We start from the raw sequence: 16440 nt of genomic DNA, 5'->3' as shown, positions 1-16440 counted from the left end.
ATAAAACCGGGCCTTATAAGGTTCTGTAGCCGGGGAATCGCCACAGACATCAAATAAGACCCGGAATCACCTCCTCGGCTATTTCAGAAAAAGCAGCTTCCTGTTCTTCCAAGTAAGAAGACCAGGCCTCAGAGTCCCATATCTCAACATGCTTACCCGCACCAATAACTGTCACTTCTTTTTTCAAGTCAGCATAAGCGCGGAGATGGTTCGCAATAACTATCCGATGCTGTCTGTCAGGCAGTTGAGCCGCAGCGCCAGACAGAAAAATCCTCAAATAATCCCTAACTTTTTTCTGACTAAGTGCCGTATTGCGAATACCGTCACTTATACGTTCAAACTCAGATCTATCAAACAAGTAGAGACACCTCTCCTGACCTCTTGTAAGCACGACGGAATCAAGCATTCCTCTAAACTTCGCAGGTAAAACAAAACGATTCTTATCATCCAAGCGAACCGGATGGGTACCGAGAAACACTCATATAGTCTATCCCACTTTAAGTAAATAAAACTCCACTTTCCTCCACTATACTACGTTTTACAACTTGCTGGGCGTCAATAGATCCTGATGCACTTGGGCCGAAGACGAATGACTGTCCTGTTACAGATACAGGTGAGGCAAATGGTTGTCCGATTGTTAGGGTAACGGGAGGTACTACAACAACAGGGGTTGTGGGACCTGATGGTGCTACCAGTGTGGTTCCCTGTGTGGTTATCTGTGGTGTGCCAGATGTTACTACTTGAACAACATATATGTATGCAGTAGTTGAATCAGCGATAACGGGGAATACATAGTTACCTGGTTCAACATTGGTTTGTATATTTCCCTGTATTGCACCATTGGTTGGGTTCAGGAATAGGAATGATGGAATATGGTTTGTTCCTGGCATAGAGGCATATGATGCACTTGGGCCGAAGACGAATGACTGTCCTGTTACAGATACAGGTGAGGCAAATGGTTGTCCGATTGTTAGGGTGTACTACAACAAATAAACATATAAGGACTGCCAATATCAGTCCAGCTGTCATATACACAGATGACGCATGCTTATACACAGTAACAACAAGATCCTGTGATGGTAGCTCTGTCACAACCACTGTATATGGAACGGTATACACACCATTTACAACAACAGTTGACCTAAAGACAAGCCTAAGGTATAGATTGGCCTAAGTATAGATTCGCGAAGTTATACGCAATGCAACTAGTGCTTTGATAAAAACCGCGTAAAAAATCCCCCCTTAGGCTTACTGGGTACAAATGCCATAAAAACACCAAGAAACATAATTGCAAAACCAAAAAGCGATGCCAACGGAAGCTGCACAAGAACTCCAGCGACCATAATGCCAACGCCAAAAAGAACTGTCAGAACTCCGAATACAATGAGCCTCGGGTTAAAACCGGGTCTTGATGTAACATCCGCGAGAATATCTGACTCGCTGTTGTATAAATCACGCTCAAGATCATCAAGGACCTTCTGTTCGCTCTCACTTAAAGGCACACCCACCTCCCAGACAAACAACAACACACGCACAGCATCACGCAAGGCACAAGCGCGTCACCTATAATCAAGACTACTCCATGTGTCCGTTTTTCATGTGTCTGTTTTTCCTACTAGAAAGGTACCCTGCCATTGTCAGGATAAATTCGGGTGCTTTATGACACTTCTGGAAATGGTAAATACGAAAATAAGTCGTTTTATTCTGAATAACAAAACATCAAAACATACGGAAAGTATGTATGATTATCTACAAGACTTCACATTCGGTGGAAAAAGGCTGAGGGCGAAGCTTTGCTTTACCGGTGCTGAGTGCATAGGGCCAATTCCAGAAAATCTTTTTGAATTAATTTCTGATATCGCTGTTGCAATAGAGCTGTTTCACGCAGCGGCGCTCGTGCATGATGATCTGATTGATAAATCTGATTCCCGCCGTGGGTTGCCGGCGGTACACAAAAGATTTGCCAAGTTTCATGAAGAAAACTCATTTGTAAAATGCAAAGAGAATTTTGGCACCGCAAGTGCAATTCTTGCAGGAGACATGCTGCTTGTATGGAGCAGTAGGTTCTTTTATTCAGCATTGAACAATCTCCTAAACACCACTGCAAAACAAGCCTCTGATTTTCACCTGGACACGATGAATATCCTATGGCACGAAATGCAAAACGAAGTTGTTATAGGCCAGTACATGGATGTTCTGCACGAACACAGATGGAGACAGTTGTCTGTACAAGAGGCCCTGGATATATCAAAAGAAATCATGATAAAAAAGTCTGGGAAGTACTCGGTGCAAGTTCCCCTTTGTCTTGGCGCCAATACGAACGGTGCAACAATAGAACACCTAGAGGTTTTAAAAAGATTCTCTCTCCCAATAGGCCTTGCATTTCAGATGCGCAATGACATAGACGGCGCGTTTGCGAATGACAAAATAACCGGTAAACCATCCAGTGATCTATCATCTGCAAAGCACACAATGCTAATCGGCCTTGCGCGGATACACAGCACGAAACACGGGCGAATAAGGCTAGAGGAGATACTTGGACAGGCAGATAATGAAGAGGAAATAAGGGCTATAGTCACCGAAAGCGGCGCCCTAAGAGAAGCTGAAAATCTCATCAAAAAATGGACTGATCAGGCTATGGAAATTATCAAAGAAGCGCGGCTGCACAGTATGGGTAAGGAAAAACTAATCAAAATTGCCTCCTGGCTGTCACAAGCAACATAAAATGATCTCATGAGGGATGCAGCTTCCGTAATAGGCATGCGCATAGCGGACCGTTACCTCATTACCGAGAAAATAGCATCCGGCGGTATGGCCACGGTGTATAAAGGGAAAGATATAAGGCTAAAGAGGGATGTATCAATAAAAATAATGCATGACCACTTGGTCGATGATCCAAAGTTTACTGAAAAGTTTATTGCTGAAGCACAATTGGCAGCGGGCATTTCTAATGCAAATATAGTAAACGTCTTTGATCAGGGTAGGGAAAATAGAATCGCCTACATGGTTATGGAATACGTTCCCGGCATAACACTCAGAAAACTTCTTCGCGAAAAACATGTCTTAACCGTAAAACAGACTCTCGAAATAATAACTTGTGTTCTAGAAGGCTTATCATCTGCCCATAAGTCCGGACTTATACACAGGGATATAAAACCAGAGAACATACTGATTGGAAACAATGGACAGATAAAACTTGGTGACTTTGGTCTAAGTAGATTGGCAAGCAACAATACAACAACCGGAACAGGTCTCTTGGGTACAATCGCCTATTTATCTCCCGAGCTAATCACAAGGTCAGAGGCAGACACTAGAAGCGATGTGTATGCGATTGGAATCATGCTCTTTGAGCTATTAACCGGACAGCAACCGTTCCACGGCAAGCAGCCGATGGAGGTTGCGCACAAACACGCCAACTTACCGATGCCAAAGCCAAGTGCAGTCAACCCAGGTGTGCCCTCCGTAATTGATGACATTGTGCTGTGGGCCTGCTCCAAGAATCCAGAACAGAGGCCATCGGATGCCTCTGTTCTGTTGAATGCATTGAAGAAAATAAATCTCGAGAATGAATATTCAACTATTGATGCAACAGAAATAATAGACTTCGGCGCCTCAGAAAATAAATTAAAAACACCGCAAAAAAAAATGATTATAAAACTACTAGTAGTAATTGCTCTACCGGTTGTTCTTGTGTCTTCAGGGTTTGTCAGTTGGTACTTTATTGCAGGCCCTGGTAGTACGGTCGAGATTACGGATCTAGCTGGGCTTACACCTGAAGAAATAAAAGAACAACTTGAGAAAAAGGGCCTTACGGTTACAATATCCCAAAAATACGACAAATCTGTTCCATCGGGGGGAATCATAAACCTACCCAGTGCGGGCACGGCGTGGGAAAGAGATAAAACTTTAGAGCTTGATATCTCGCTCGGACCCAGAGTATTTGATATTAAAGGCCTTGCCGGATTGCCGATCAGTGAGGCTCTAAGCCTATTACGCGATAGGGATATAAAGATATACAGACAGGAAGAACATTTTAGCGGCACTGTATCCTCCGGACTGGTTATTTCCGTAAAAAAGAAATCGGGTGATGATATTTCACATGGGGGAAGGGTCAGCGAGAATGATGAACTGTATATCCTGTCAAGCCTTGGGGCAATTCCAAATCTAATAGGCATGCCAGAAGAAGATGCTAAAGAAGCACTTGCCAACGCCGGTCTAGCGGTCGGGGCAATTACTCAAGAATATAACGATAATTACCCAAAAGGCCGTGTTATACGGCAAACACCATCCGGTGACCCTGTAACAAAAGGATCTGCGATCAATTTTGTTGTCTCTAAAGGACCTGATCTTGTCATAGTGCCAAACCTAACAGGAAAAACACTGCATGATGCAGTTGACGCTTTGACATCTCTGGGGTTTCGAGTGTACCTGACAACCTCTATTCCTCTTGATGCAAGGCCGGCAAAGATAATAACAACCCCCTCTGCGGGCACGGCGGTAAAACGGGGAAGCCGTGTAACCGTAACAACACCCGGATAACCAATCACCATTGGTTGGGTTCAGGAATAGGAATGATGGAATATGGTTTGTTCCTGGCATAGAGGCATATGATGCACTTGGGCCGAAGACGAATGACTGTCCTGTTACAGATACAGGTGAGGCAAATGGTTGTCCGATTGTTAGGGTAACGGGAGGTACTACAACAACAGGGGTTGTGGGACCTGATGGTGCTACCAGTGTGGTTCCCTGTGTGGTTATCTGTGGTGTGCCAGATGTTACTACTTGAACAACATATATGTATGCAGTAGTTGAATGGCTACTTCATGCAATCAGCCAGAAAAAAGGCTAACTCAAGACTTTGCCTGTGATTCAGTCGCGGATCACATAAAGACTCATACCGATCCTTCAAGTCATCGTCCGAAATGGAATCGAATCCGCCAGTACACTCCGTAACATCGTCCCCTGTAAGCTCAACATGCAACCCACCGGGATGCGTTCCAACACTCCTGTGCACATCAAAGAAGCCACGTACCTCATCCAGGATGTCCATAAACCGGCGTGTTTTGTACCCACTGGAAGATGTAATCGTATTACCGTGCATTGGGTCACATACCCATGCGGGATTAAAGCCACCATCTCTCACAGCCTCAATAATCCCCGGAAGACACTGCCTTATATTACCGGCGCCCATTCTTGTGATAAAAGTCAGACGACCGGGTGTCCGACCGGGGTCGAGCCTGTTTGCAAGCTCCAGCACCTGTCTCGCAGTAACTTTACTGCTTAATTTCACCCCTATTGGATTTTCTATTTTTGAAAAAAAATCAATATGCGCGCCATCGATCTGCCGCGTTCTCTCGCCAATCCAAAGAAAATGAGCGGATGTGTCATAAAAAAAACCGGTTCGTGAATCGCATCTCGTTAGGGCATGTTCGTAGTCAAGTAGAAGCCCCTCGTGGCACACAAAAACTTCTGTTTGGGTAAGGTTTGAACAATCAACACCGCAAGCATTCATAAATGCTATTGCCTTATCAATTTTTCGCGCAAGCTCTTCATACTGTTCATTTTCACAGCTCTCCGCAAATCCCCTATTCCAAACATGAAGCGCACGCAAGTCGGCAAATCCACCACGAGTAAATGCACGTATGAGATTCAATGTTGCTGCTGACAGCTCATATGCCTTGAGCATTCTCTTTGGGTCAGGAACCCTGTCGTGCAATTCATGGCCATTCACCATATCCCCCCTGTAGACCGGCAGGGAGCGACCATCCACTAGTTCAAACTGCTCTGACCTAGGCTTTGCATACTGACCCGCCATTCGGGCCATCTTGATAATTGGAACACCCGCTGCATAGGTCAAAATCGCAGCCATCTGCAAAATTGTTTTGAGCTTTCGGCTTATATTATCTGCTGTAATATCCCTAAAGCTTTCGGCGCAGTCACCACCTTGAAGAATAAACGCCCTACCCTCAGCAGCCTCTTGGAGGTGTAGGCGGAGCTTGTCGACCTCACCGGCAAAAACTAATGGGGGAAGCTGTGAAAGAGTACAGCTAACCTCGGATAGCAAAACAGAATCTGGCCACTCGGGCTGCTGTTCAATCGGCAATCCTCGCCAAGCATTGATTGTTTCTAAAGAAACATCAACCGAGTTTTTTATGAACGGATTGACCCTATTTGAGCCGGGCATTTGAAGCATACGCATCAGTATACTGCCTCCCCGATAGGGAGTATATTTCATACATCACTTCATCTGTTATGGATCGCAATACAAACCTATCCCCTTCAAAGCCGAGATATCTCTCAAAACTCAGTTGCTTGCCAAAGATAACTCCAACTCGAAAAAATCTTGGTAAATATTTTCCGCGTGGCATAGCAAGATGGGTATTAAAAACAGATGCCGGAATCACCGGAACATTCGCCTTCAAAACAAGCCGCGCGATCCCTGTCCGTCCCCTATACAGCTTTCCGTCATGACTGCGCGTTCCCTCTGGGTAGATTGCAAGGAGCCTGCCCTTTGCCAAAATATCAAGAGCCGCCTGAAGACTTTTTTCGCTAGCAGTTCCTCCGGAACGATCCATTGCTATTTGATTTGTTAGGCGAAAAAAACATCTCATCAAAAAGCCCTTGAAACCCCTGCCAGTAAAGTACTCGCGCTTGGCAAGAAAATGTACTTTTCTCTTCGAAAAATGGGAAATTATTATTGAATCAATAAAGGACATATGTGAGCTTGCTATTATTGCTCCACCCTTTTTAGGTATATTGTCCCATCCAACTGACCACGGGCGATATAGAAGCTGCAACAATGGGCCAAGAAGAAGCTTCATCAGGAAATACACACAAGCCCCCCCTAAGAGTCACAAAGAGAGTCACAAAGGCGGCACAATGACTTTGAAAAACAATAACCTTGGAAATTTTCAAGTAGCAAGAGAAGACCTTGCCAAGTCTGCTGCGCCTATAATCCCAGCAGTATTGTAAAAATGGGCCAATCGAAAATTAGCACACGGCCGTGACTCTGAATGGGGTAAATATTCTTTATAAGACTCTCTTATTGAATCAATAAAAAAGGTGCCGATTTTACTGACCCCACCACCGATAACAAACAACTCAGGGTCCAAAATAGCGGTAACAGCAGCTGCTGTGCGACCCACGTTATCTGCGACTTGAGAAACGGCAGAAAGAACAACTGGATCCGACTTGGCAACAAGCTCGCCAATTACATCAGACGGGTTCCTACCAAACGGAAAATCTGGCATATTGCTCTTTACATAACGCAAAAGCGCAGTCCCAGAAGCATACTGCTCACTGCAGCCACGTTTGCCACAACCACACGGAATGCCGTCTGGCACAAGGACAATATGCCCCGGCTCCGAAGCGATACCAAAACCCCCCTTAAGGATCTTGCCGTCTAAAATTGCCGCTCCACCCACACCGGTACCAACAGTAATCATAAACAAATCTTGTGAATTAACAATCTCCACAGATCGCGGAGCAAAACGCCACTCAGCCCACGCGGCGGCATTTGCATCATTCTCTATAAAAACGGGAAATTTAATTCTGTTTTGCAAAAGGTTGCGTATCGGAATATTTTCCAGCCCCAAATTAGGAGAATTATAAACAAAATCACGACTATAATTTAGGAAACTGGCAACAGCAACACCAACTGCACACACCGATTCACCATCAGACAGTTTATTGACAAGCTCCACGACCTGATCAATAACACCAACGGGATCTGTCGGCACAGTAAGCTGGCCGTCCATATTGCCAGATCTATCAACCAATGCCGCCGATATCTTTGTCCCTCCGATATCAACGCCGATTGCACGCACCAAAACCGCTCTCAGAAATACAAAATACAAAAAGCACGAACAGGCAAATAGTCCGGTTAGGGAACAACACGAGCGAGGTAATAAAGCGGATCACCGTCGACAATAACAGGGAACCTATACTCACCCGGTTCAACATTGGGAGCCACCGTTCCTTGGAGCCCACCTGACCCATTCAACCAGACAAAATATGGAATATGGTTTGTTCCTGGCATAGAGGCATATGATGCACTTGGGCCGAAGACGAATGACTGTCCTGTTACAGATACAGGTGAGGCAAATGGTTGTCCGATTGTTAGGGTAACGGGAGGTACTACAACAACAGGGGTTGTGGGACCTGATGGTGCTACCAGTGTGGTTCCCTGTGTGGTTATCTGTGGTGTGCCAGATGTTACTACTTGAACAACATATATGTATGCAGTAGTTGAATCAGCGATAACGGGGAATACATAGTTACCTGGTTCAACATTGGTTTGTATATTTCCCTGTATTGCACCATTGGTTGGGTTCAGGAATAGGAATGATGGAATATGGTTTGTTCCTGGCATAGAGGCATATGATGCACTTGGGCCGAAGACGAATGACTGTCCTGTTACAGATACAGGTGAGGCAAATGGTTGTCCGATTGTTAGGGTAACGGGAGGTACTACAACAACAGGGGTTGTGGGACCTGATGGTGCTACCAGTGTGGTTCCCTGTGTGGTTATCTGTGGTGTGCCAGATGTTACTACTTGAACAACATATATGTATGCAGTAGTTGAATCAGCGATAACGGGGAATACATAGTTACCTGGTTCAACATTGGTTTGTATATTTCCCTGTATTGCACCATTGGTTGGGTTCAGGAATAGGAATGATGGAATATGGTTTGTTCCTGGCATAGAGGCATATGATGCACTTGGGCCGAAGACGAATGACTGTCCTGTTACAGATACAGGTGAGGCAAATGGTTGTCCGATTGTTAGGGTAACGGGAGGTACTACAACAACAGGGGTTGTGGGACCTGATGGTGCTACCAGTGTGGTTCCCTGTGTGGTTATCTGTGGTGTGCCAGATGTTACTACTTGAACAACATATATGTATGCAGTAGTTGAATCAGCGATAACGGGGAATACATAGTTACCTGGTTCAACATTGGTTTGTATATTTCCCTGTATTGCACCATTGGTTGGGTTCAGGAATAGGAATGATGGAATATGGTTTGTTCCTGGCATAGAGGCATATGATGCACTTGGGCCGAAGACGAATGACTGTCCTGTTACAGATACAGGTGAGGCAAATGGTTGTCCGATTGTTAGGGTAACGGGAGGTACTACAACAACAGGGGTTGTGGGACCTGATGGTGCTACCAGTGTGGTTCCCTGTGTGGTTATCTGTGGTGTGCCAGATGTTACTACTTGAACAACATATATGTATGCAGTAGTTGAATCAGCGATAACGGGGAATACATAGTTACCTGGTTCAACATTGGTTTGTATATTTCCCTGTATTGCACCATTGGTTGGGTTCAGGAATAGGAATGATGGAATATGGTTTGTTCCTGGCATAGAGGCATATGATGCACTTGGGCCGAAGACGAATGACTGTCCTGTTACAGATACAGGTGAGGCAAATGGTTGTCCGATTGTTAGGGTAACGGGAGGTACTACAACAACAGGGAAAGTAAGAACAGGAGAGATCGGAGTCAAGCGCGCATCACCCTGTGGCGGATCAGCACGCTTAGAACGCACATGCGTCGGCCGAGAAACATCCCGCTGTTGCGCCGCAGCAGGTACCGGAGAATCAAAAAGATAACGGATCGTAACAACCGTCCCGGTAGTGTAATGAACAGCTGTCGCCGTGAGGCCATGTGCCCCAACGGTGGCATCTTTCACAGAACCGGACAGAGCACCCGTATTAGCGTCTAACCTAACACCTGCAACCGGGGTTGACAGAGAATAGGTAAACGGAGACCCGCGCAGGGCTGGCGTAGCAGACCTGATAACACCTGTTTTGGCATCGTACTTGACATTAACGGTAACCGAAGACTGAAAGGAAGACGGAACCTGCGCATAGAAATAAACGTTCCCGCCCGTAAGAAGGGTAAACACCCCAGAAGGAGACACAGAGAAGGAAACTACCCGGTCAGAAGCGGGAGCAACAAAAACACTCGAGTAACCCAGGAATGCCGTTCGTGCATCCGATACAGCACGGGCAATATCTGACGACGGGACTTTCTTGTAATAGAGGTAAAGCCCTCCACGAATATACGGGACATAGACATAAGAATCAGTTTCAGAGTAACGGGAATGAAGCACAGGAACAGCGCCCGAAGCACGATGAAAAACAGCGCCCGAAGCAGCCGAGGCACAGGTTTGTGTCTGACCAGATACAGCCCTCCCTGTCAAAGGGTCCACCGTGTAAACAGAACCGGCGGTGTCGGAAAGACAGGCACGACCACCGGCGAAGCTAACAGAAGAAAAGCGGGAAGTCGAATGAGGCAGCGACGCGCGAGATACAGAAGAGAGAAGTGAGAGGCCCGGAGGATTACTCGGTGAACTATTCGACAGAGCACCTGCCGGAGACACCGGGTACAGAAGGAACAGCTGGAGAATGAAGACACACGCGGCAGGTAGCAACCGCCACCGCAATAGCTTAGAAAACATGGGGATAATTCTAGCACACACGGCCTGGGAAAGGCTAAACACTATTTTTTCACCTATCCCGTAGGGCAAACTGTAAGCGAGGGCCCCAAAAACAGGGCCAGTGCCGACTCGGAGACTAGAACCTGTAATACTTACGCAAAGAAATAGCGACAAAGGAGGCGATCAGCGCCTTTATTATATCGCCGGGTATAAAGGCCAAAGAGCCAATAAGAGCCTTATCAATGGGCACACCAGCAACGGCATACTGCCATGGGATCCCAAAAAGATAAACAATAACAACACCACCCGCAAGGCAGCTCGCAAAAACACCAGCATAAACAAGAGCCCTGGATTGCGCCCTGAAAGCAAACTGGACAAGGAGCCCAACAACGAAGGCGCCAAAAACCCATCCCAAAATATACCCACCGGCTATTCCAACAAGAGGTGCAATGCCACCCCTTCCCCCAGGTAAGAATGGCATACCAACTGCGAGAAGAACATAAAACACCAACAGGGCAAGAAAGCCACGAACCGGACCCAGGACGGCACCGGCGATCATAACCCCGAGTGTTTGAGCCGTTATAGGAACGCCACCCGGAAGATCTATTTTTGGAACAAGCCCAAGGGCAGCAACAAAGGCAGCAAACAGGGCAATTAGCACGGAGTTCAAAATCGGATCATGCACATTTTGCTTACTCATACAACCCTCCTTGTCGTCTAAGGGTAGCACACTTGCCAGGCCAAAGCAAAAGCTGGGGTACCTGGACTCGAACCAAGAACAACTGAACCAGAATCAGCCGTGTTGCCAATTACACCATACCCCAAGAGTAATTCAGTATACCGCGTTCATGCCTCGCAGCACCTTAGATACGCGGCAACGCTAATTGCCCCAGTCATGCGGCATAGTCCCTTATCACACCGTTACAGCACCTGTGTCATATACACAGATGACGCATGCTTATACACAGTAACAACAAGATCCTGTGAGGTGTAGCTAATAGAGGGCGAGATAAGGTCTGGACTTAAATAGTTTGATCTAAAGGGAAGATTGCTCTGTAACTGTGAGGCACGTGATGTAAATCTGACTCTATTCGTTGTTCTTGGTGTAAGAGTAGTAGCAGTTGGCTTTGGAATGGTTATTTTGTTTCACAATAGGCAAATACATCACAATCTAAATAAGGGATCTAGACGATATGTGGCCCAGGGCATCATTCCCATGCGTCTTATTCCCGTGCAGTGTGAATAAATATCTGCCTATATCAAGTGCGACAGATGCACCCTGCCCTGCAGCAATTGATACCTGCCCAATACCGGTTACATCACCCGCCGCCCACATGTTACCCCTGTTCAAGCGACCGTCATTTCCTGTAATAATAAAACCTTGGGAATTCAGGGAAGGATTTTTAATAAAATCCACATTTGGTTTCCAGATAGGACGCAGGAATGCAGAAGATACGGTATGGGACTTTCCCGCGGCATCCATAAAGCCGGTAAATGCACCTTCTTCCAAAAGAACTTCAGTAAGTTGTGTCTCCACTATTTTTACGCCCAAATTCTCTAGAATGCCCTTTTGAGCCTGATTGAACTGGTTATAAAAGACCACGATACTCGATACACGAAACGAAAGGTATATAGCTCGCTGCAGGATATCAACGGCATCCGGACCGTAACCAATAAGACCAACAGAATCGAAGCGTTTTTCCCACATATCACACGATAAACAACTGTGAATATTTGTTCCGTACACAGCACGCAAGTTTTTTATCTGAGGGAACACCTCCCGAACACCGGAAGAAATCAGAACGGTTTTTGCAAGAAACTTTTCCCTATTTCGTGCCGGATGCAGAAGAGCATCGACTTCATACCATTGATTCTCCTTCCGAGTCCCTGCACCTTCTGTCCCTGCACCTTCTGAAGAAGAATTAGATTTCATATCCGAGATCGCACTTGCAGCGCAACAAGACTCGGGCTCCGCAACAGAGCCATCAATAGACAAGCTAATTGGCGACAAGCCAACCGATGATTGATCACCAGTCCATACAACCGAAACAACTTCTGACGGAAGTATTTTCCCACCAAAGGAAATAAGGGCTTTACCCCCATCTGATCTCAATGCATGGGGTGATATCCCCTCTCTGGCAATTACCCCATGCACAGCAATGGTGGCCGCATTTCTTGGGCGATTTGAATCAAAAACACAGACCTTCCACCCCATTCGGGCAAGGCTTATACCTGCGGTAAGTCCAGCAGGACCCCCGCCAATAATTGCGACATCAATCACACCGACACACACTTAGTTTGTTACAAAAGTTTCAACACGGTTAAGGCTTGCCGATCTGCCCAGAATCTGCATCGACTCAAAAAGCGGCGGAGAGACTCTGCGACCGGTAATTGCAAGCCTTAAAATCGAGAATATGCGTTTCGGCTGTAGATCAAACTGTTCAATTGCCTGTTTTATACAAGAGGCAATTTGTGCACTTTCCCACGTATCAAGCAAATTCAGCAGCGCTAGACAGTGGCGCAGCACATCAATTTCTTTATCCGTTACGGCAAAATCAACAGAGATATTATCAACCAATAGGAATCTAACCATCTCTGCCGCTTCGGTCAACAACTGAACCCTCCCCTGCACAAATGGACATATTGCCCGAAGGCTATTTTTCTGCTCAAAAGAAAGTGGAATACCGAGCATCTCTTCAACAAATGGAACAAGTCGAAGAAAAAAATCTTCCACATTAAGCTCACGCAGGTGATAGGCATTGATTGCAAGGCACTTCTTATAATCAAAACGCGCCGGATTACCCCTTACGTCCCGCACGTCAAAAGCATGTATCATCTCAGATAAAGAAAATGTATCCCTGCTATTACTAATTGACCAGCCCAGCAACGACAGATAATTCAAAAGACCTTCACGAATAAATCCACGTGCTTTATAGAAATAAAAATCTGACTCAGGATTTCGTTTAGATAATTTTCTGTTACCCTCACCCATAACAATTGGCAAATGTCCAAAAAACGGAACGTAATCTGTAATACCTATTGTTATAAGTGCCTTATACAGGGCAATTTGTCTTGGAGTTGATGACAACAAATCCTCGCCCCGCAGGACATGAGTGATCTTCATAAATGCATCGTCAACGGGGTTTACAAGTGTGTAGAGTGGCTCACCAGAAGCTCTTGTAAGTGCAAAATCCGGAATGGGATCTGTGAATACCACTTCACCCTTTACAAGATCCTCAAACGCAATATTCTCATCATCCATGCGCAGTCTTATTATTGGCGTACGACCGGCCTCGCGCATTGCGGCCTTGGTTTGTTCTGACAGAGTCCTGTCGTAATTGTCATATCCCAATTGAATCGGACGGCCGGCCTCTAGATTACGCTTCTCTATTTCTTCTTTGGTCGAAAAACTTTCATACGCAAGATCTGCCGCAAGGAGCTTATCGAGCACTTCCTGATATATATCACCCCTCTGTGACTGATAATATGGACCAAACTGACCGCCCTTATCTGGACCCTCGTCCCAATCAAGACCCAGCCACTTCAGGGTATCAATCAGCTGCGAACAACTCTCCTCTCTATTTCTCGTCGCATCCGTATCCTCTATACGAAAAATGAAACCCCCACCATGTTTTCGTGCAAACACCCAGTTAAAAAGCGCAGTTCTTACAAGGCCCAGGTGGGGTGCACCAGTTGGAGACGGGCAAAATCTAACCCGCACACGCGGGTCACGCACAAAAACACCCCCGTCTGTTCAAGTGTTTCTTACAGACCAAAAACTCACCTAAGTATCCTCAAGATTGACCATCCAGTTGTATTTATCCGGACGATTACCAAACTGTATATCCCGCAGATATTCACGAAGGAGCATCGTAACAGGACCCGCCTGCCCCGAGCCCAGGGTGCCTCCATCAAAAGACACGGACCCAATGGGGGTTACAGACGCCGCGGTTCCGCAGCAAAACATTTCCGTTACTTTGTCCTGACTAAATAGATGTGTTACCTCGTCAAGACTGATTTGTCTTTGCTCAACAACAAACCCCAAATCCTCGGCTATTCTTATGATACTGTCACGAGTAACACCCGGAAGAATAGTTCCACCAAGACTCGGCGTAATCAAAGTCTTACTGGAGAGTACAAAGAATATATTCGATGCGGACAGCTCTTCAATATTTTTATAAGATGCCGAGTCCAAAAAAAGAACCTGGTCAAACCCATCATTCCCAGCCTCGACCTGGGGCAAAATAGATGCCGCATAATTACCACCAAATTTAACGGACCCGGTCCCACCCCTGGACGCCCTCGAATACTTAGAAGAAACCCGTACCCTAATGGGCCTTATTTGGCCAAACAAATCACCAACCGGACAGCAAATTAGGGTATATCTGGCGCTGCACGTTGCCCGAAGACCGAGCGCCTCCTCGGTTGCTATCATAAATGGTCTTGCATAAACACATGACGGTGCATTCGGAACCCAGCGGCCGTCAACCATCACCCACTCACGAAGCGATTGCAGAAAATCCTCAACCGGTAAAACGGGAAGCGCGATTCTCTCGGAGGATTTTTGAAACCTCTTTGCATTTTCCAGTGGCCTAAATGCGCGCACAGAACTATCCTGTGAATGGCGAAAAATTTTCAGCCCCTCGAAAATTTCCTGTCCATAATGAAATACCATGGCCGAGGGGGCAAGACTAATTGGACCATACGGTTCGACACGATAATCATGCCAACCAAGATCGCGATGCCAATCCGCGGAGACCATATGCTCAGAAAAAACAGACCCGAACCCTGGGGCAGAAAGCCTCTTTTGTAATTCATCCTGCGAAATGGGGTTTACTAGCAGTGTTTTTTTATAATTCTTGGCACTCAAGGCTTTTCCATTTCACACATCCAAATAGCCGCATTTGGCAATAACCAAGAAGGCCACGGCGCAACATATACAGCGCAGACCAAATACACCGATAACCTCTTTACTTACTCCACGAAAATAATGCGCGCAGCCTGGCACCAACCTCTTCTATTGGATGCCGGGCAGCAATCTCTCTGAGCTGTGTAAATTCATTCGCACCTGAATCTTGATCCTTTATGAATCTATTAGCAAACTCGCCAGAACGAATCTCACCAAGTATTTTTTTCATATTTTCCTTGACATGTTTGTCTATAACACGCGGACCTGATACATAACTGCCGTATTCTGCCGTATCAGAAATACTCCAGCGTGATTTACTAAGCCCACCCTCAACTATCAGATCAATGATTAGCTTCAATTCATGAAGAACTTCAAAATAAGCAACTTCTGGCTGATAACCCGCCTCAACCAAGGTCTCATAGCCATACTGGATCAGCTGTTCAAGACCGCCGCATAGAACTGCCTGCTCGCCAAATAAATCCGTCTCGGTCTCTTCGGTAAATGTAGTTTGTATAGCCCCGGCACGCAAAGCACCTATGCCCTTTGCATAACTAAGCGCAAGGTCAAAACACCTACCACTTGCATCCTTTTCAATAGCAAACACAGCCGGAGTCCCGCGGTTATCAAGATATTCACGTCTAACCATATGTCCAGGACCTTTAGGGGCAACCATAAGAACATCAACACCATCTGGAGGTGTTATATACCCGTATCGGATGTTAAATCCGTGTGAAAACAAAAGAGCATCGCCTTCTGAGAGATTATGTTTTATTGCACTTTCATAAACATCACGCTGTGCTGGATCTGGCACAAGCAGAGAAATTAGCTGCGCCTTTTTGGCTGCCTCTTGCGGCAAAAGAACCTCAAACCCCGAGTCTTGTGCGCTTTTCCGCGAAGCCGAATTTTCCTTCAAACCAATTACAACATTTACTCCCGAATCACGCAGATTCAGCGCTTGCGCATGACCCTGCGATCCGTAACCAATAACAGCAACCAGAACATTTTGAATAAGCGATAAATCTGCATCACATTCGGTATAAACCCTCGTGCCTATTTCACTCATTTCAAACCCCTCACAATCCAG

At 46.0% G+C, this 16440-nt stretch carries 14 protein-coding genes, 1 tRNA gene and 1 pseudogene; 2 read left to right on the top strand and 14 right to left on the bottom strand.

Going from position 1 to position 16440, the window contains the following annotated elements; all coding sequences use genetic code 11:
• Positions 1–49: 49 nt before the first annotated feature.
• The 3 genes from mraZ to TWT_RS01355 form a co-directional block, all read right to left on the bottom strand.
• Positions 50–478: a division/cell wall cluster transcriptional repressor MraZ gene (gene mraZ, locus TWT_RS01365; RefSeq protein ID WP_011102439.1), complete on the bottom strand. Its 429-nt coding sequence runs from the start codon at positions 476–478 to the stop codon at positions 50–52.
• Between the two features lie 19 nt (positions 479–497).
• Positions 498–968: an Ig domain-containing protein gene (locus TWT_RS01360; RefSeq protein ID WP_237696875.1), complete on the bottom strand. Its 471-nt coding sequence runs from the start codon at positions 966–968 to the stop codon at positions 498–500.
• 237 nt (positions 969–1205) lie between these two features.
• Positions 1206–1502: a DUF3040 domain-containing protein gene (locus TWT_RS01355; protein WP_230453808.1), complete on the bottom strand. Its 297-nt coding sequence runs from the start codon at positions 1500–1502 to the stop codon at positions 1206–1208.
• A gap of 157 nt (positions 1503–1659) precedes the next feature.
• Here TWT_RS01355 and TWT_RS01350 point away from each other — a divergent pair, with 157 nt between their 5' ends.
• Both TWT_RS01350 and TWT_RS01345 read left to right on the top strand, forming a co-directional pair.
• Positions 1660–2724: a polyprenyl synthetase family protein gene (locus tag TWT_RS01350; protein ID WP_011096500.1), complete on the top strand. Its 1065-nt coding sequence runs from the start codon at positions 1660–1662 to the stop codon at positions 2722–2724.
• 9 nt (positions 2725–2733) lie between these two features.
• Entirely contained in the window at positions 2734–4539 is a 1806-nt protein-coding gene (locus tag TWT_RS01345) for a Stk1 family PASTA domain-containing Ser/Thr kinase (protein ID WP_011096501.1), read from the top strand.
• 18 nt (positions 4540–4557) lie between these two features.
• On the opposite strand, the pseudogene TWT_RS05155 reads toward TWT_RS01345, so the two are convergent.
• From TWT_RS05155 to ilvC, 11 genes and pseudogenes are all read right to left on the bottom strand, one after another.
• Positions 4558–4737 (bottom strand): annotated as a pseudogene (locus tag TWT_RS05155) (putative Ig domain-containing protein); the annotation flags it as partial.
• A 79-nt stretch (positions 4738–4816) separates the two neighbouring features.
• Positions 4817–6184 (bottom strand): class II 3-deoxy-7-phosphoheptulonate synthase, encoded by a 1368-nt coding sequence (locus TWT_RS01335; protein ID WP_011096502.1) that lies wholly within the window; start codon positions 6182–6184, stop codon positions 4817–4819.
• Entirely contained in the window at positions 6168–6821 is a 654-nt protein-coding gene (locus tag TWT_RS01330) for a lysophospholipid acyltransferase family protein (RefSeq protein WP_033799912.1), read from the bottom strand. Before TWT_RS01330 ends, TWT_RS01335 begins: the two co-directional genes overlap by 17 nt.
• A 90-nt stretch (positions 6822–6911) precedes the next feature.
• The gene (locus tag TWT_RS01325) at positions 6912–7826 is read right to left on the bottom strand and encodes an ROK family protein (protein WP_038103842.1); all 915 of its coding nucleotides are present in this window, start codon (positions 7824–7826) and stop codon (positions 6912–6914) included.
• Positions 7827–7882: 56 nt separating this feature from the next.
• Positions 7883–10390 (bottom strand): Ig domain-containing protein, encoded by a 2508-nt coding sequence (locus TWT_RS01320; protein WP_237696862.1) that lies wholly within the window; start codon positions 10388–10390, stop codon positions 7883–7885.
• Between the two features lie 193 nt (positions 10391–10583).
• Positions 10584–11147, bottom strand: coding sequence for a biotin transporter BioY (locus TWT_RS01315; protein ID WP_011096506.1), 564 nt, complete (start codon positions 11145–11147; stop codon positions 10584–10586).
• Positions 11148–11199: 52 nt separating this feature from the next.
• Positions 11200–11271, bottom strand: a tRNA-Gln gene (locus TWT_RS01310).
• Positions 11272–11618: 347 nt separating this feature from the next.
• Entirely contained in the window at positions 11619–12728 is a 1110-nt protein-coding gene (locus tag TWT_RS01305; protein ID WP_230453594.1) for an NAD(P)/FAD-dependent oxidoreductase, read from the bottom strand.
• A 12-nt stretch (positions 12729–12740) separates the two neighbouring features.
• Complete coding sequence (gene gltX, locus TWT_RS01300) at positions 12741–14183, bottom strand: glutamate--tRNA ligase (protein ID WP_011096509.1); 1443 nt, start codon at positions 14181–14183, stop codon at positions 12741–12743.
• Positions 14184–14231: 48 nt separating this feature from the next.
• On the bottom strand, positions 14232–15317 hold the full coding sequence (locus tag TWT_RS01295; protein WP_011102431.1) for a branched-chain amino acid aminotransferase: 1086 nt from the start codon (positions 15315–15317) through the stop codon (positions 14232–14234).
• Positions 15318–15417: 100 nt separating this feature from the next.
• Entirely contained in the window at positions 15418–16419 is a 1002-nt protein-coding gene (gene ilvC, locus TWT_RS01290; RefSeq protein ID WP_011102430.1) for a ketol-acid reductoisomerase, read from the bottom strand.
• Positions 16420–16440 lie beyond the last annotated feature (21 nt).

The organism is Tropheryma whipplei str. Twist, assembly GCF_000007485.1.
Classification (GTDB): domain Bacteria; phylum Actinomycetota; class Actinomycetes; order Actinomycetales; family Microbacteriaceae; genus Tropheryma; species Tropheryma whipplei.
This window is presented reverse-complemented; position numbering and strand designations above follow the sequence as displayed.